The organism is Actinomadura alba (genome assembly GCF_014323705.1).
Classification (GTDB): Bacteria; Actinomycetota; Actinomycetes; order Streptosporangiales; family Streptosporangiaceae; genus Actinomadura_C; species Actinomadura_C alba.
Genome location: NZ_JABVEC010000007.1, coordinates 70,516 through 87,936, shown reverse-complemented (window position 1 = coordinate 87,936; position 17,421 = coordinate 70,516). Strand labels below are relative to the sequence as shown.

At 69.0% G+C, this 17,421-nt stretch carries 13 protein-coding genes; 4 read left to right on the top strand and 9 right to left on the bottom strand.

What is annotated here, in order from left to right; translation table 11 throughout:
• Positions 1-84: 84 nt before the first annotated feature.
• From HKK74_RS11755 to HKK74_RS11730, 6 genes are all read right to left on the bottom strand, one after another.
• A complete protein-coding gene (locus HKK74_RS11755; protein ID WP_187243188.1) occupies positions 85-885 on the bottom strand; it encodes an RsmA family anti-sigma factor in 801 nt (266 codons plus the stop codon).
• Positions 882-1,508 carry an RNA polymerase sigma factor SigM gene (gene sigM, locus HKK74_RS11750; RefSeq protein ID WP_187243187.1) on the bottom strand — a complete coding sequence of 209 codons (627 nt, stop codon included), beginning with the start codon at positions 1,506-1,508 and terminating at the stop codon, positions 882-884. Before sigM ends, HKK74_RS11755 begins: the two co-directional genes overlap by 4 nt.
• Positions 1,508-3,172 (bottom strand): protein kinase family protein, encoded by a 1,665-nt coding sequence (locus tag HKK74_RS11745; RefSeq protein ID WP_187243186.1) that lies wholly within the window; start codon positions 3,170-3,172, stop codon positions 1,508-1,510. The genes sigM and HKK74_RS11745 overlap by 1 nt, the downstream gene beginning before the upstream one ends.
• Positions 3,173-3,392: 220 nt before the next feature.
• Positions 3,393-5,111, bottom strand: a complete 1,719-nt coding sequence (gene murJ, locus HKK74_RS11740; RefSeq protein ID WP_246491467.1) for a murein biosynthesis integral membrane protein MurJ — start codon at positions 5,109-5,111, stop codon at positions 3,393-3,395.
• A complete protein-coding gene (locus tag HKK74_RS11735) occupies positions 5,077-7,293 on the bottom strand; it encodes a DUF6049 family protein (RefSeq protein ID WP_187243185.1) in 2,217 nt (738 codons plus the stop codon). The genes murJ and HKK74_RS11735 overlap by 35 nt, the downstream gene beginning before the upstream one ends.
• 114 nt (positions 7,294-7,407) lie before the next feature.
• Positions 7,408-7,962 (bottom strand): aminoacyl-tRNA deacylase, encoded by a 555-nt coding sequence (locus tag HKK74_RS11730; protein WP_187243184.1) that lies wholly within the window; start codon positions 7,960-7,962, stop codon positions 7,408-7,410.
• Positions 7,963-8,030: 68 nt separating this feature from the next.
• On the opposite strand from HKK74_RS11730, the gene HKK74_RS11725 reads away from it, so the two are divergent.
• On the top strand, positions 8,031-9,479 hold the full coding sequence (locus tag HKK74_RS11725; RefSeq protein WP_187243183.1) for a CCA tRNA nucleotidyltransferase: 1,449 nt from the start codon (positions 8,031-8,033) through the stop codon (positions 9,477-9,479).
• Positions 9,480-9,529: 50 nt separating this feature from the next.
• Entirely contained in the window at positions 9,530-10,831 is a 1,302-nt protein-coding gene (locus HKK74_RS11720; protein WP_187243340.1) for an adenosylmethionine--8-amino-7-oxononanoate transaminase, read from the top strand.
• 21 nt (positions 10,832-10,852) lie between these two features.
• Here HKK74_RS11720 and HKK74_RS11715 read toward each other — a convergent pair whose 3' ends face one another.
• From HKK74_RS11715 to HKK74_RS11705, 3 genes are all read right to left on the bottom strand, one after another.
• The gene (locus HKK74_RS11715; RefSeq protein ID WP_187243182.1) at positions 10,853-12,238 is read right to left on the bottom strand and encodes an MFS transporter; all 1,386 of its coding nucleotides are present in this window, start codon (positions 12,236-12,238) and stop codon (positions 10,853-10,855) included.
• Between the two features lie 149 nt (positions 12,239-12,387).
• Positions 12,388-13,467, bottom strand: coding sequence for an inositol-3-phosphate synthase (locus HKK74_RS11710; protein WP_187243181.1), 1,080 nt, complete (start codon positions 13,465-13,467; stop codon positions 12,388-12,390).
• 47 nt (positions 13,468-13,514) lie between these two features.
• Positions 13,515-14,123, bottom strand: a complete 609-nt coding sequence (locus HKK74_RS11705; RefSeq protein WP_187243180.1) for a PadR family transcriptional regulator — start codon at positions 14,121-14,123, stop codon at positions 13,515-13,517.
• Between the two features lie 187 nt (positions 14,124-14,310).
• On the opposite strand from HKK74_RS11705, the gene HKK74_RS11700 reads away from it, so the two are divergent.
• Together HKK74_RS11700 and HKK74_RS11695 are read left to right on the top strand one after the other, a co-directional pair.
• Positions 14,311-14,706 carry a DUF5318 family protein gene (locus HKK74_RS11700; RefSeq protein WP_187243179.1) on the top strand — a complete coding sequence of 132 codons (396 nt, stop codon included), beginning with the start codon at positions 14,311-14,313 and terminating at the stop codon, positions 14,704-14,706.
• 519 nt (positions 14,707-15,225) lie between these two features.
• A complete protein-coding gene (locus HKK74_RS11695; protein ID WP_187243178.1) occupies positions 15,226-17,415 on the top strand; it encodes a transglycosylase domain-containing protein in 2,190 nt (729 codons plus the stop codon).
• Positions 17,416-17,421: the final 6 nt, after the last annotated feature.

Sequence of the window (17,421 nt, the reverse complement as noted above, 5' to 3'; positions counted from 1 at the left end):
CGAGATCTGATCCTGATGTCTGCCGCCAGTGGCGACAACCGATCCTATGGCGCGGAGATTCCCTCGGGCGGCAGCGCCGCCGATTCAGCGTGAGGCGCTGGTGTGCTTGATGACGTCGGACGTGTCGACGGAGCACTTGGAGCCGACGATCCAGACGTCCAGCTCCGATCCTCCGGCACTGCCCGGCAGCACGATCACCGTGGCCGGCCGGCCGGCGTAACCGGCGACGTCCACGAGCACCGGCTGCTTGCCGGCCGCTACCCGCTGGACGCAGGCGGACAGTTGCCCGGTCGGCTGCGTCACCGGCAGATCGCCACGGCGCAGCGTGTCGGTGATCTGAGTGCCGACCGTGGTGTCCTGATAGTCGGTGCCGGTCCGGGCGACCGGATACGTGCCGGACAGCTTCTGGGGCGCCGACTTCGGAGCCGTCTCGGACTGTTCGCCCGAGGCGCCGGCCGAGCTGGACGTCGATCTGTCGGTGCGCTCCTGAGCCGGGATCTGGTTGTGCGCGTCGGCCGGGACCGAGGGCGATTCCATCGCCGAGCGGCCTACCGCCACCGCGCCACCGACCACGACGATCGCGGCCGCGGCGGCCGACAGCATCCGCAGATGCCGCCGTCCGCGCCGGGCCTGCAGGCTCGCCACAGTGGCCGTCGACACCGACTCGGCCGCGATCGCGGCGTCGATGCGGGCGGCCAGTTTCTCCGGCATCGGCGGCACGGCACTCTCCGCCAGCAACCGGGACACGTCGGCCAACTCGGCGGATCGGTCGCGACATTCCTCGCAGTCCGCCAGGTGCTCGGTGGCGGAGGCGGCCAGGTCGTCGTTGACGATGCCCTCTGCCAGGTCGGCGAGCATCTCGTAGTCAAGGTGAGCAGAGTTCACGTGGGGTTGCCACCTCCTTCCTCCGCAGATTCGACGTTTGTCGCGAGCCGTCGGTTCCTGAGATGGAGAAGTAGCGGTGCGAGACGGGCACGACCACGGGCGCATCGGCTCTTGATCGTCCCAGCCGGCACCTCGAGCACTTTGGCGGCGTCGTCGACCGAGTACCCCATCATGTCTACCAGGATCAACGCCGCGCGCTGCTCGAAGGGCAGTTGCTGGAGCGCCGCCGTCACGTCGAGCGAGAGCTCATGCGCCGAGGTGGGATCGATGGACTTGGGAGCGAGGGAGTCGAGCGCCGCGTCGTCGCCCATGGACACCGCCGGCCGCAGCGTCTTGCGGCGCAGGCGATCAAGGCACGCGTTGACGACGATCCGGTGCAGCCAGGTTGTGACGGCTGCGTCACCGCGGAACCGGCCCGCCGCGCGGAAGGCCGACAGGAACGCGTCCTGCAGGGCGTCGGCCGCCTCCTCGGGGTCGCCCAGCGTCCGCAGCGCCACCGCCCACATCCGGTCCCGGTGGCGATGCACGATCTCGGCGAACGCATGAGGATCGCCCGCAGCGTGCCGGGAGAGCAACTCTTTGTCCGGAACGACCTCGGCCTGCCTGCCCCCCACGAAGGTCATCAGCCGGTCCAGCCGAAGACGTCTACGTCACTGATCTGTGCCTTGAGCCCGCTGGGCAGCTTGGTGAACCAGAGCAGGACATACTGGCCTTCGGTCGGCTGGGTGGGCTTGAGCGTGACCGAGCCGGAGGAGCTCGACCGGTCGACGATCTTGAGCGAAGAGAGCTCGGGCGCGGACCCGACCCGTAGTTGGAGACTTCCTCCGCCAGCGCCCGGGAGGGTCGCGCGGACATTGTCGATCTTCACTGGGCGCCCCATGTCGAGCATGACGCCGAGACCGCCCTTGAGCTTGCCGAAGTCGGCGGAGGCGTACGTCTGAGTGCGCCAGGCGCTCGATGGGCTGCTGTCGACGGCCTCCTGGCCGGTCGACTGCGCGGTGGGGTCCGGATGATTGGGCTGCGTGGGGTCGAACCCGGATGCGCGGGCGATCTGGAGTTTGGTCGGAGCCGGTGGCGCGGAGGTCGCCGAGGGGCTGGTGGTCGTCGTCGTGCCCTGACCGCCGTCGCCCATCGTGGTGATCTTCCAGGCGCCGATGCCGACGACGATGGTCGCGACCGCCGCCGCCACCGCGATGAGCGGCCGGTTGACCGCGGGGCGTGCGGGGGTGGCGCGGTGCCCGGGTGGCGTGCCGTGACCGGCGCCACCGTGCGCCACCGGGGTGGTGCGGGTGGCCGTACCGTGCTCGCCGGAGCCGGGCCCGCCGTGACGGCCCACGGGCCGCTGCGGAGTGCCGGCCCGCGGGGCCGGACGGGGTGGTGGCGGCCGGCGGCGGGCGGGGTCGGCGGCCGGCTGTGCCGGTGGGCCGGCCGGCTGCCGGGGCGGCGGGCCGCTGCGCGGCGAAGCGGGACGGGGTATCGGTGGGGTGGGGTTCGTGCCCAGCCCGGCGAAGAGCGGCAGTGGTGTTCGCGGCACACCGCTCAGTGCCTTCGCCAGCGCGGCGGGTGTCGTCAGTGGCTCCTGCCCGGGCGCCGGCTCGATGCCGAGCGTGCGGCACACGATGGCGTCGAGAGCCTGCGGAACCCTGGCCTGCAGGGTGCGCGGCGCGGGCAGCCGCCCGTCAGCCGTGACGGCGGTGGGCAGGCCGCCCTCGCCCGCCGTGGGCGCGTGCGCCGTGAGCGCCGCATAGAGCATGCGGCCGAGCCCTTGGGCGTCGACCAGTGCCGGAGCGTCGGAGGCGACGCCGTCCAGTGCCGCCTCTACCCCGAGGCCGAGCAGCTTGACGGTGCCGCCGGTGGTCCACAGCAGGTCGTGTGAGGTGAGCTTCAGATGGGCGAGCCCCGCGGCGTGCGCGGCGGAGATCGCCTCGGCCGCCTCGCACAGCAGCGTGGCGGCACGGCCCGGCTCGAGCGGCCCTCGTGAGGACACCATGTCGTGCAGCGTCTCGCCGCTGACCCACTCGCTCACGACGTACGCCAGCTCATCGCTGTCGTCGGCGTCGAAGACCTGCGTCAGGCGTGGATCGGTCAGCCGGCTCGCCGCGCGGGCGGCGGTCACGACCGCGTTGATGTGTGGAAACTCGGGGGCGAAGGTCCGGACGGCCACGGCACGGGCCAGGATCTCGTCGATCGCCTTCCACAGTGTCGAGCCGCCGGCATCGCTGACTCGGCTTTCGAGCCGGTAGCGACCGGCGAGGCGGGTCCCAGGTTCGATAACGGACGTGCTCAAGGCATTATCCTGCGCAGGTGGTCGCGTCCCATTCTCAGTGGCGTGGCAGCTTGCGCCTCCGACCCTCCTTTTCGCGTTCCCGCGGGGGTTGCCCGGCGAGCCAAGGTCACCAACATGGTAATGGCTTGCCCTGTCACTTAACTCAGCTTCTCCCCGGGCCTGCAGCGTCCTTGCCCGAATTGTTGTGACTCGCAGCGTTCTGTAGCTAGATCTAACCGCGTCACCGGCCCAGACGGCCAGCCAGTGTACCGAGAAGTGTCTGGACCTCGCCGACCCTGAGCAGCCGGGCGAAGACGAGATAGAGGACCCCGCCGCCGGCGGTGCCGACCGCCAGCACGGCGAGGGCGGAGATTGTGCCGGACGTGCCGATCCAGGCGTCCACGATCTTGTGTACGGCGAACGCGAACCCGATGAGCGGCCACGCCGCGATCAGCAGCTTGAGATGACCGGTGATGATCCGCCGGCTGTCCAGGCCGTCGAGCCGGGAGCGCAGCACGGCCCAGCAGACGATCGTGCCGACGATGTTCGCCACGGCGAATCCCGCGGCGACGCCGATCACGATCCGCCGGGTCGGCAGCAGCTGGTACATGGCGAACGCCATCGCGATGTTCGTCGAGACCGTGATCAGGCTGATGAACGCCGGTGTCCGGGTGTCACGGAAGGCATAGAAGACGCGGAGCATCAGCTGGTACGTGGAGAACGGCACCAGGGCGATGGCCAGCATCTGCATGACGTGGGCGATGACCAGCGCGTCGGCGTGGGAGGTGTTGCCGTGCGCGAAGAGCACCGTCGCGATCTCAGGGCCGAGCACGAACATCAGCGCGGCGGCCGGCAGCATGATCACAGACGACAGGCGCAGCCCTGAGGAGAAGTCGTCCCGGACCAACCGCCGGTTCCCATCGGCGGCGTGCTCGCTCATCCGCGGTAGCAGCGCGGTGATGACCGAGACCGCGACGATCGCGTACGGGAGCTGGAACAGCTGGTAGGCGTTGAAGTACGGGGTGTACCCGAATCCGTCGCCGATGCCCTCCTCGTGGCCGCGGACCGCCGCGCTGTTGAGCAGGTTGACCGTTACCATGACGCCGATCTGGGTGGAGATGACGTACATCAGCGTCCAGCCCGCCAGCCGGGTGATCTCACCCAACTCGCCGCGCTGGAAGTCGAGCCGCGGCCGCCAGCGGAACCCGGCCGCCCGCAGAGACGGCCACAGCGCGATCGTCTGCAGCACGATCCCGCCGGTGGTGCCGAGGGCCAGCAGGTTGATCTGCGCGTCGGTGATGTTCGCCGGGTCGATCTCGCCGGTGGTGGTGAGCACGAACACGATGCCGATGGCGATGACCACGAGGTTGTTGAGCACCGGCGCCCACATCGGCGCGCCGAAGCGGTGGCGGGTGTTGAGGATCGCCCCGGCGAAGGCGCCCACGCCGTAGAAGAAGATCTGCGGGAGGAAGAACCAGGCGAACAGGATCGCGAGGTCCCGCTGTTCGTCCTTGAAACCGCTGCCGAGCAGGTTGATGAGCACCGGGGCGAGCAGCGTGGCCGCGAGGGTGAGCCCGCCGAGGAAAAGCACGGTGATCGTGAACAGCCGCTGCTCGAACTGCCGCCCGTACTCGGCGTCGCGCTCCCGCGCCCGGACGATCAAAGGCACGATCACGCTGGTGAGGATCCCGCCGAGCAGCAGGTCGTACAGCATGTTCGGGATCGTGTTGGCGGAGTTGTAGGCGTTCGCCAGCAGGCCCGTCCCGAGCGCCGCCACGATCACGGCGGTACGGAGAAAGCCGGTCACCCGGGAGGCGATCGTGCCGATCGCCATGACCAGGCCGGAGCGCATCAGGCTCGACGACCGGCCGGCCGGCGCGGTCTTCGGCTCCTCCTGCGGGCCGCCGACGCCGCCCGCGGAGGGCTCAGCCTCCGGCATGCCCCCCGGGCTCTGCACCATCGGACTCCTCCGCTCCGTTACGCCGCTTGGCCCGCAGCACACGCACCGCGACGCCGATGAAGAGTACGGCAAGCGCGCCCCCCGTGATACGGAGGGCCATCCGCCCGTACCCCGTCGTGTGAACCGTGCTGACGGCGGCGTCGTCGTCCTTCCCGAACTTCCGCTTCGATTGCGGCGCGAGCAGTTCGAGGGAGAGGTTCGTGTAGCCGTTGGCGTTGGCCTCGACCGGTATCTTCACGGTCTCCTTCTGTCGTGGGCTGAGCTTCAGCTGCCATTCGCGGGCCGTCCCGGCCGCCGTGCCGCCGCCGATCTCCAGACGCCCCGGATTCTCCGAGGTCACCCGGAGCACCACGTTGACGGTGCCCTCCCGCAGGTCGTTGGCGACGGTGATGGGGATGAAGCCCGAGTTGCCCGACAGACCGATCCGTTTGTTGGGGACGAGATGGACTTTGTCGATCGTCTCGTCGATGGCGGCGCCGACGGTCTGCCGGAAGGCGCGGGCCCGCCGTTCGCGCCCGCGCCAGTACGTCGACTCCATCCGCAGCACGGACTGCTCGTAGGTGTTCGAGGCGGGCGTCTGGTCGAAGATGCCGGAGAAGCGGTTGGCCCGCGTCGCGATCTCACGGACGTTCTTGAGGTAGGTGCCGCCCAGTTCGTTGTGGTCGTATCCGACGGGATAGCCGGTGAAGGTCCGCCGGATCGGGGTGTCCTTCTGGATGGCGCTGAGGGGCACCTCCTTGAGCCACTGTGCCTTGGCGGTGTACGACAGCAGATTCTCGGCGAACTTCGGCTTCGGGTTCCAGCGCCGCTGCGGCGCGATGATCAGCGTGCGGGGCCGGTTGGGCATCTCCGCGGTGATCATTGCGGTCTCGGCCAGGAACCGCTGCTCGGCCAGCACCGCCGCACCTGGTGACTGGGTGTCTCCGCTGACGATGTCGCTGAGCGTCGCGTCGTAGACGAGGGTGGGCTTGGTGCCCCGCGCGGTCTGCAGCGTCGTGATCGCGTCGGCGGCGTAGCCCTGCGGGGCCGTGCTCAGCAGCACTTCGCTGCTCATCAGGAACGTCCCCGTGCCGTTCCCGGCCATGGCGTCGAGGGTCTGCTGGCGGGCCACGCCGTTGACCGGCCATCCGACGGGGGTCGCGGGCGACCGCCCCAGGATGTCGTTCGCGACCGCCGCGTTGGCGTAGGCCGACTTGAGGTGCCCGCTCATCCCCTGACGGACGAGCGCGACCGTGTCCGGATCCGCGTAGGGCGTCGTGAAGTAGGGGTCGGTCATCGACTTCATGTTCGCCAGCCAGCCGCCGGCGACATTGCTCTTGGGCTTCTTCGTGGCCTTGCGGTCCTTGACCCCTTTGAGCGTGTAGCCGTTGGACATCTCCCGGGCATCGTCGAGGAGCGCGGGATCGACGGCCCAGGTGAGCGGCACGCGGGCGCTCTTTCCGGCCTGGGCGGCGACCTGGGCGAGACCGCCGAGACGTCCGGTGGGCGCCAGGTCCTTCTCGAGCGCGTCGTCGAGGAACGTCGTACCGGTGGTGCGGTGCGGCCGGTCGATCATCGGCCACACCCAGGCGATCTCGGTCGGTTTCGGCCGGCGACCCTGGTCGGCTGGCATGAAGGTGAGGAACGTGGGCTGGGCGACGACGGTCTGGGTCGCGGCGTTCAGAACCTCGATCGAGATGGGGTAGACACCGAAGTCGTTCATGCTCAGATCCCGGGACGTGGTCTCGAGCTTCCATTTGACCTGCCGGCCCGGCGCGAGCGGCCCGCTCAGCGGGACGGCCGTCGTGGCGGAGACGAGGGCGGGGGCGCTGCCGGAGGCGAACTGCGCCAGTTCCGTGCGGCCGTTCACGGGCCGGCTCCGCCACCGCAGCCGCACTGACACTCCGGTCAGCTGCTGGCCCGTATGGTTCTGCACGTAACCGGAGATGCCGATCTTCGAGCCGGGCCGGACCGTCTTCGGTATCGACTGCAGGACGAGGCTCACCCCGGCCCTGCTGCGAGACTGCCGGGACGCGGGGTCGTGCACCGCCTCGGCCGTGGCCGGCTGCCGCGCGGCCGCCTGGAGCGGTACGGCGGACGCCGGCGCCCGCTGGGCGGCGCTCGCGGAACCGGCGGGGGCGGCGGAGAGCAGCACCACCACCAGGGCCACGACTCCGCGGGTTCCCGCCTGGAGGACTCGCATTCTCACGCCGTGCCCGCCAGCGGGCCAGTGGCGATGGTTCGCCGCATCACCTGCCCGATGGTAGTGCCGCGCGCCCACCTCTCGGACGTTCCTCGATCACCTTGTGGCCCTCGATCATCTTGACGCCCGGCGCGGCCGGTGGGACAGGAGGGGCAGTGCCATGGCGGATGTGATGATGGGGCACAGATCGATGGGTTCGGCGCCGCAGGAGGCGTTGAGATCGGCCGTTCTGACGCCGAGCGCGGTCCACGGTTCCCCGGTGGCGGTGTAGACGACATCGTCACCTCGCAGGCGGTCGGTGAGCCGATGGTCGATGAGCACGGTCATCGATTCGGGCAGCATGAGCGGGCAGACGAGTTCGGCGGCGAATTCGGTCACGGTATTGATCAGGTCGGCCCTGGCCGGCCGGACGGTGCGAGCACCTAAGGCGAGGCGCACCGGCTCGGTGCCCACCGTGCCGCCCGCCGCGACGATCACGGCGGCCAGGTACCCCGTCGTCGCCTGCTCACTGCCGGTGAAGGCGAAAACCCGGGTCGCCAGGCACCGGTGGACGGGCAGGCCCGCACCGGGCAGCTCGTCGGCGTTCGCGATGGCGTGGGGAAGCCGTACGATCTCGTGCAGCGTCTCGCGTTCGAGCAGCATGCGATGGATGGCCAGAGCGTCCTTCATCGTCTGCCTCCGTGGTCTCCAACGTGTGCAAATCCTTTTGTCAGCGACCCAGCAAGGACCTACGCTCGATGGCCGTGCCGAACGACGATCTGACCCCGGAGCAGCAGAAGGCGATCGCCGAGCTGCTGCGTCGCGTTGCCCCTGTCGCCGATGAACTCGGCCATCGGTTCGCGGACGCCGGCCATGAGCTGGCGCTGGTGGGCGGACCGGTACGCGATGCTCTCCTGCGCAGGCCGGGTAATGATCTCGATCTCACCACCGATGCCCGGCCCGAGCGGATTCTCGAGATCGTGGATGGATGGGCTGACGCGGTCTGGACGATCGGGATCGAGTTCGGCACCGTCGGTCTGCGCAAGGGGAACTATCAAGTCGAGATTACGACTTATCGGAGCGAATCGTACGATCCAAAGTCCCGCAAACCGGAAGTTTTGTACGGAACTTCGCTCCACGATGATCTGGCTCGGCGGGACTTCGCGGTGAATGCCATGGCAGCCCGGCTGCCGGGTCATGGATTCGTCGATCCCTTTGGCGGATTGTCGGATCTGCGGCGCAAACTGCTGCGCACCCCGGCTCGCCCCCAGGACTCTTTCACCGACGATCCGCTGCGGATGATGCGTGCGGCCCGGTTCGCCTCGCAGCTCGGATTCGCCGTCGACCCCGCCGCGGTGGCCGCGATGCGGGACATGGCCGCGCGGATCGAGATCGTCTCGGCCGAGCGGGTGCGCGACGAACTCTCGAAGCTGCTGTGCGGATCCGATCCGCGGCACGGGCTCGCCCTGCTGGTCGGCACCGGGCTCGCCGCCCACATGCTGCCCGAGCTGCCGAAGCTGCGGCTCGAGATCGATGAGCACCACCGGCACAAGGACGTCTACGAGCACTCGCTGATCGTGCTCGAGCAGGCGATCGCCCAGGAAGAGGACGGTCCCGACCTGGTACTGCGGCTGGCCGCGCTGCTGCACGACATCGGCAAGCCCAAGACGAGATCGTTCGAGGACGGCGGCCGCGTCACCTTCCACCACCACGAGGTGGTCGGGGCGCAGATGACCAAGGTCCGCCTGACGGCGCTGCGTTACCCCAAGGACATCGTCTCGGACGTGTCCCGGCTGGTCGAGCTGCACCTGCGCTTCCACGGCTACGGCACGGGCGAGTGGACCGACTCGGCCGTGCGCCGCTACGTCCGCGATGCCGGGGACCTGCTGCCGCGGTTGCACAAGCTGACGCGGGCCGACTGCACCACCAGGAACAAGCGCAAGGCCGCCAACCTGGCGCGGACCTACGACGACCTCGAACGCCGTATTGCGCGGCTGTCCGCCGAGGAGGAACTGTCCAAGATCCGCCCGGAGCTCGACGGCAACGAGATCCAGGCCGTACTCGGCATCAAGCCCGGCCCGGCCGTCGGCAAGGCGTACAAGTTCCTGCTCGACCTGCGCCTCGACCAGGGGCCGATCGGCAAGGAGGCGGCCACCGCCGAGCTGCTCCGCTGGGCCCGCGAGCAGGGCATGGACCGGTCCTCGTGACCCATTTGCACGGGGATCGCCTTGGGGAGGGGCCGGTCGTGGCAGAGCCCATGGAGGCCGAGGAGATCGAGCGGTTGCTCGCCGTCGACCGGGAGCACGTGTGGCATCCGTACGCGCCGATGCCGGCCACGGTGCCCGTGCATCCGGTGGTCTCGGCGCACGGGGTCCGGCTGACTCTCGCCGACGGGCGGGAGCTCATCGATGGGATGTCGTCGTGGTGGACGGCGATCCACGGTTACGACCACCCCGTGCTGAACGCGGCGCTCACCGACCAGCTGGGCCGGATGGCCCACGTGATGTTCGGTGGGCTCACGCACCCTCCGGCGGTGCGGCTCGCCGAGCTGCTCCTGGAGGTCACCCCCGAGCCGCTGACCAAGGTCTTCTTCGCCGACTCCGGGTCGGTCTCGGTCGAGGTCGCGATCAAGATGGCCCTGCAGTTCTGGCGGTCGCGGGGGCGGCCGGAGCGGCACCGGCTGTTCACGATCCGCAGCGGCTACCACGGCGACACGTTCGGCGACATGGCGCTGTGCGACCCGGTGAACGGCATGCACCACCTGTTCGCCGACGTCCTGCCCACGCACGTGTTCGCGCCCGCACCACCGCCGTGGCGGGCGGGCGGCCCGGACGGCGGCCCGGACCAGGCGTACCTCGACGAGGTGCGCGAGATGGTCGCCGCGCACGCGCACGAACTCGCCGCGATCGTGGTCGAGCCGGTGGTGCAGAACGCCGGGGGCATGCGCTTCTACCATCCCGGCCATCTCGCGGCGTTCCGCGCGCTCGCCGACGAGCACGACCTGCTCCTCATCGCCGACGAGATCGCCACCGGCTTCGGCCGGTCCGGCCCGTGGTGGGGGTGTGACCACGCGGGCGTGGTCCCGGACATCATGTGCGTCGGGAAGGCGATGACCGGCGGTTACCTGACCATGGCCGCGACGCTCTGCACGGACCGGGTGGCCCATGGCATCTCGGCCGGCGAGGCCGGGGCCCTGATGCACGGTCCCACTTACATGGCCAACCCGCTGGCGGCCGCGGTGGCGTGCGCGTCGATCGAGCTGCTGCGCTCCCGCCCCTGGGCGGACGAGATCAAGGCGATCTCGGCCGGCCTGTCGGCGGGGCTGGAGCCGGCGCGCGGGCTGCCGGGTGTCGCCGACGTGCGGGTGCTCGGCGCGATCGGCGTGATCGAGACCACCGAGCCGGTGGACGTGCAGGCCGTGCAGAAGGTCGTCATGGACCGGGGCGTCTGGGTGCGCCCCTTCCGCAACCTCATCTACACCATGCCGCCGTACATCTGCTCGCCGGACGAGATCGGCCAGATCACCGGCGCCATGGTGGCCGCCGCCCGCGCGATCTGACGCACGCCTCGCCCGCGCGGATCAGGCGCCCGCGTCGCCCCGATCGCCCTGTTCGGCGGTGCGGGGTTCCACCGTGCCCCGTTCTCCTGTGCGGCGTTCTCCTGTGCCGTGTTTCCCGGTGCGCCGTTCCGAGGTGACGGCGGCGTGCGCGCGCGTCGCGAGCCGGTACGCGACGGCGGCGCAGGCGTAGACCGCGATCACGACGCCGAGCACGGCGTAGGACTTGCCGGTGGGCGGCACCGTCGCCGCGGCGACCGCGGCGGCCGCGACGAAGGTGGCGTTGAAGAGCATGTCGTAGACGGCGAACACCCGTCCGCGGTAGGCGTCATCGACGGTCTCCTGCACGATCACGTCCACGCTGAGCTTCACCCCCTGGGACACCAGCCCGAGCGCGAAGCCGCCGATCACGAACAAGGTCTCGCGGAACGGCAGCCCCAGAGCCGCCTCGATCACCGCGGCGGCGAGCAGTAGCAGGACGATCCAGCCGTTCTTGCCGGTCAGCCGCACGACCCAGGGCGTGATGACCGCGCCGGCCAGGAATCCCGCTCCGGTGGCCCCGAGGAACAGCGCGAACCGGTCGAGGCCCGTGTCGGCGCTGGTGCTGAAGTAGTTCCGGAACAGCAGGGCCGCCATGATCATCGTGATGCCGTACAGGAATCGGTGCAGCGAGATCGCGGCGAGGGCGAGCGCGGCCGGGCGGCGCCGCCAGATGTGCGCGGCTCCGTCGGCCAGGCCGTGGACCACGTTGCCGAGCGCGTCCCTGGTCTGCGGGAGCGCCCGGTCGAGATCGGGACCCAGCTGGTCCCGGCGCAGGGTGGTGGCGACCAGCGCAGCGAGGAGATAGAGCCCCGCCGTGCACAGAAGGATCAACGCGGTGTCGGCCTGCCCGCCGCCGAAAACCTTGCGCAGCAGGTAACCGACGCCGGCGCCGACGAAGGCGATGATCGTGCCCGACGTCACCGACAGTGAGTTCGCCATGACGAGCAGCTCACGGCCGACGACGCGGGGCAGGGCCGCCGACAGGGCGGAGAGGAAGAACCGGTTGACCCCGAGCACCAGCAGCGCCGCCAGGAAGAAGGGCGCACCGTCCTGCCCGGCCGCGAGCAGGCCGGCCACCGCGGCAACCAGCACGGCGCGAACGACCGGCGCGAAGACCAGGATCTGCCGGCGGGACCATCGGTCGATGAAGACACCCGCGAACGGGCCGATCAGCGAGTAGGGCAGCAGGAGAACCGCGAATGCGGCGGCGGCCTTACCCGCCGTGGTCTGCTTCTCCGGCGAGAAGAAGACATAGCTCGCGAGGGCGATCTGGAAGACGCCGTCGGACAGCTGGGAGGTCAGCCGGGTCGCGTACAGGCGACGGAAGTCCCGGCCCCGCAGCACCGAACCCAGGTCGCCGGTGTTCACATGATCAGCCTACGTCCCGCGTACGTGGGGATCCCACGATGTCCGAACCCCGCATGATCACCCGAAAGGGGAGCGCCCCGGCGGTGGTGACCCGCCGGGGCGCTCCCAGAGTCCGGAACCTGCTCCGCTCGCGAGAGGCGAGCGGCCGGTCAGCGCTCGACGTCGCCGCGGATGAAGGCCTCCACGGCATCGCGCGCCTGGTCGTCGTTGTACTGCACCGGCGGCGACTTCATGAAGTAGGAGCTGGCCGACAGGATCGGTCCGCCGACGCCGCGGTCCTTGGCGATCTTGGCGGCTCGCACTGCGTCGATGATGACTCCGGCCGAGTTGGGCGAGTCCCACACCTCGAGCTTGTACTCCAGGTTCAGCGGGGTGTCGCCGAACGAGCGGCCCTCGAGCCGGACATAGGCCCACTTGCGGTCGTCGAGCCACGGCACGTGGTCGGACGGGCCGATGTGCACGTCGGCCTTGGCCATCTCGTGCGGGATCTGCGACGTCACCGACTGGGTCTTGGAGATCTTCTTGGACTGGAGGCGCTTGCGCTCCAGCATGTTCATGAAGTCCATGTTCCCGCCGAAGTTGAGCTGGTACGTGCGCAGCAGCTCGACGCCGCGGTCCTCGAACAGCTTGGCCATGACGCGGTGCGTGATGGTCGCGCCGACCTGCGACTTGATGTCGTCGCCGACGATCGGCACGCCGGCCTTGGTGAACTTCTCGGCCCACTCGGGGTCGCTCGCGATGAACACCGGCAGCGCGTTGACGAACGCCACATCGGCGTCGATCGCGCACTGGGCGTAGAAGCGGGCGGCCTCCTCGGAGCCCACCGGCAGGTAGGAGACCAGGACGTCCGCCCGAGTGTCCTTCAGCGTCCGCACGATGTCGACCGGCTGCGCGTCCGACTCCTGGATGATGTCGCGATAGAACTCGCCGAGGCCGTCGAAGGTGTGACCACGCTGGACGTTGACACCGGTCGGCGGCACATCACAGATCTTGATCGTGTTGTTCTCGCTCGCCGTGATGGCATGCGCCAGGTCCTGCCCGACCTTCTTCGCGTCGACGTCGAAGGCGGCGACGAACTCGACGTCGCCCACGTGGTAGTCGCCGAACTGGACGTGCATGAGACCGGGCACTCGCGTCGCCGGGTCGGCGTCCTTGTAGTACTCGACGCCTTGGACGAGCGAAGCGGCGCAGTTGCCCACTCCGACGATGGCTACGCGCACCGAACTCATCCGGTTGCTCCTTCTCTTGTGGCGGGGGACGAACGATATGTCCGCGCTCAGCGGAGGTCGTCCTCGGTCCTGTCCTTGCTGTTCTCTGTCGTCGCCTGGGCGCGCTCACGGCCGATGAGCTCGTTGAGCCATCGCACCTCGCGCTCGACGGACTCGAGCCCATGGTTCTGCAGCTCGAGGGTGTAGCTGTCAACTCGTTCCCGGGTCCGCGCGAGCGCGGCCCGTACACTCTCCAGCCGCTCCTCGAGCCGGCTGCGCCGGCCTTCGAGGATGCGGAGCCGTACATCGGCGTGGGTGTGCGAGAAGAAGGCGAAGTGAACGCCGAAGCTCTCGTCCTCCCACGCCGCCGGACCCGCCTCGGTGAGCAGCTCCTCGAGCCGCTCCTTGCCCTCGGCGGTCAGCTTGTAGACGATCTTGGATCGGCGGCTCTGCAGAGCCAGTGGAACGTTCAACGGCTCCTCGGGCCGGTCCTCCACGATCAGCCCCTTGCCGAGAAGCAGCTTGAGGCACGGATAGAGGGACCCGTACGAGAACGCGCGGAACATGCCGAGCAGAGTGTTGAGCCGCTTGCGGAGCTCGTACCCGTGCATTGGGGATTCGTGCAGCAGCCCGAGCACGGCGAGTTCCAGCACGCCCGCGCCCTTCCTACTGCTCATGTCCCCACCACCGATCTATCGCTCGGATGTATCGGCTCAATGTATCGAACCGATACATCGAAAAGATACGTAGCGTTCGGCCCCCTCGCAAGTCCTCACTTCGCGACGGCGCCCGCGCGGCAGTGCCCAGACCCCCGCGGACCTTGTGATCTTCCCCTCGTTATCGACGTGGTCGTACGCTGCAGATGTGTGGTCGCGGCGACTGATCGTGGAATACGGGCTCGCCCGGCGCGCCGCTCTCGCGGAACTGCAGTCCGGGCACCTCACCATGGCCGACGCCTGCGACGCTCACCCCTACCTTCTCCGCGCCGCCAAGTACCATGGCGAGCCGACCGACGAGCGATGCCCCGTCTGCCGCAGGGAGAGGTTGACCCATGTCACGTACGTGTACGGCGACGAGCTCGGCCGCTATGCGGGCCGGGTCAAGACGACCGATGAGCTCGCCGAGATGGCGCACGAATATGGTGAATTCCGGGTCTACGTGGTCGAAGTGTGTCAAAGTTGCGCATGGAACCACTTGACGGTGTCGTACGTCCTGGGACATGGGGAGCATCCCGCCGCCAGCGGTGATGAGCCTCGTTGACGGACAGAGACCAGACGCTGCAGGCCGGTCCACACTCACTCGCCTGCGCAGTACTGTCGTACGACGCACCATGGACGTACCCCAGTTGAACGAGGTCGCGTGAGTAACCCAAGCCAATACGGGCCAGACGGACCGAGCAGACCGGGATCCCGGCCGAATCCCCCTCGACCCGGTCGACCGAACATGCCGGGCGCCACATCCCGCCTGCCGTCAGTCCCCGGAGGGAACACTCCCGGTGGCTCCGGCGGGCGTGGTGCACCTGGTGGCCGCAGTGGCGGCCCGGGTGGTCCACGCGTTGGTCCCGGCGGCCGTGGATCGGCCGGCCGAGGTGGACCCGGTGCTCCCGGTGGCCGCGGCGGTCCGGGTGGCCGTGGCGGACCTGGCGGACCCGGTGGCCGTGGCCGCGGGCCCGGTGGTCCCGGAGGGGGCGGCGGTGGACGCCGTAAGAAGCCCGTCGACGATGCCGAGAAGAAGACCGGCTGGCGGCGTTACGTACCTTCGTGGAAGATCGTTCTCGGCGTGTTCGGCCTGGGCTTCCTCGCCATGTGCACCCTCGTCGGGGTCGCCTACGCGAAGACGCCCGTCCCCAAGGCGGGGAACGAGGATGCGACGAAGCAGACCGCGATCTACTACTACTCGGACGGCAAGACCGAGATCCTCCGAGAGGGTACGAACCGGGAGCTCGTCAAGATCGACAAGATCCCCAGGCACGTACAGGAAGCCGTGATCGCCGCCGAGAACCGGAGTTTTCGCTCCGACAGCGGTGTCTCGCCGACCGGCATCGCCCGTGCGGCCTGGGTCAACGTGACCGGCGGGTCCACGCAGGGCGGGTCGACGATCACCCAGCAGCTGGCCAAGAACTATTACCTGACCCCCGAGCAGTCGCTGAGCCGGAAGTTCAAGGAGCTGTTCATCTCCGTCAAGCTGGGTAAGCAGAAGAAGAAGCCGGAGATCCTGCAGGACTACCTGAACACCATCTTCTTCGGCCGGAACGCCTATGGCATCCAGGCCGCGTCGAAGGCGTTCTTCGGCAAGGACGTCGGCAAGCTGAGGGAGGACGAGGGCGCGCTCCTCGCCGCGATCATCCAGCAGCCCGCGCGCTTCGACCCGCGCAGCCCCGACGAGGACCTCAAGGCGCAGACGCTCGCCCGTTACCAGTACGTGCTCGAGGGCATGGTCAAGACCAACGCGCTCACCCAGGCCAAGGCCGACGAGTTCGCGAAGAGGCTGCCCAAGACCAGGTCCATCAACAGCGACAACATGTACGCCGGGCAGAAGGGCTTCATGGTCCAGCGGGCCAAGGTCGAGCTGGAGCGCCAGGGCATCACCGAGAAGCAGATCGTCGACCAGGGCCTGCGGATCACCACCACGTTCGACGAGAAGAAGATGAACGCGGCGAGGAACGCGGCCGAGAGGGCGGTGCCCCAGGCGGCCCCGAGGAAGCTGACCAGGAACACCCACGTCGGACTGGTCTCGGTGAACACCGCGAACGGTGAGGTCGTCGCCTTCTACGGGGGGCCCGACTACATCAAGAGGCAGCTCGACAACGTCTGGCAGGGCTCCGCGCAGGCCGGCTCGGCGATGAAGCCCTACGTGCTGGCCACGGCGCTGTCCGACGGCTACAGCCTCAGCACCCTCGTGGCCGGGAAGAAGTCCTACTTCGACGGAACCGGCAACGTCGTTCCCGCGAACACGCCCGGTGCCCTGCCGATCCCCAACAGCCACGACGTCGGCGCCACGACCAACCTCGTCAAGGCGACTGCGGACTCGGTCAACACCGCCTACGTCCAGTTGGCGCTCAAGGTCGGCCTGCCCAACGTGATCAAGACGGCGGAGAACGCCGGGGTCTCCAGCGAACTGCTCAAGGATTACAGCGACAAGGCCGGTCTGGCCCTCGGCATCAACAACATCCGGCCGATCGAGCAGGCGGCCGGCTACGCCGCGTTCGCCAACGGTGGCACGTACCACCAGCCGCACGTGATCAGGAAGGTCACGACCACCGACGGGAAGATCTACCGCAAGCTCACGTGGCAGAAGCGCAAGGTCTTCAACGCCGACGTCGCCGCGGATGCCACGTACGCCATGCAGGCGGTCGTCAAGTCCGGCACCGGCACCGGCGCGGCACTGCCCGACCGGCAGGTGGCCGGCAAGACGGGCACCACGGACAAGAACGTCGCCAGTTGGTTCGTCGGATATGTCCCCCAGGTGTCGACCGCGGTGACCATGTACAACGACAAGCGGAAGACCGTGTTGTTGCCCGGGTACGGGGTGGTCGAGGGTGGCAAGGTCCCGGCCACGATCTGGAAGGCCTACATGAGCGAGGCCACCAGGAACCTGAAGGTCGAATCGTTCCCGCCGCCTGTCATGGGGGGTACGAAGCAGCTGTTCGTCACCCCGCCGCCGAAACCCACGGTGTCGGCGACGCCGGAGCAGCCGAACCAGGGCGAATGCAGCCCGCGGGACATGTGGAAGCCGAAGTGCCGGGACCAGCAGGGTTCGCCGCCACCCCAGTCGCCGCCGCCCAACCAGCAGCCGTGCGACATCTTCGGCCGCCCGGAGGGGTGCACGCCGACCCAGCCCGAGCCGGGCTCGAAGGAGTGGTGCGACCTGGAGCAGAACAAGCAGGATCCACGGTGCGGCCGGGGCCAGGGCGGCGACGGCGCAGCGCCGCAGTCGCGTTCGCAGACGCTCGTGCGGACCAGGGACTAGTGTGCG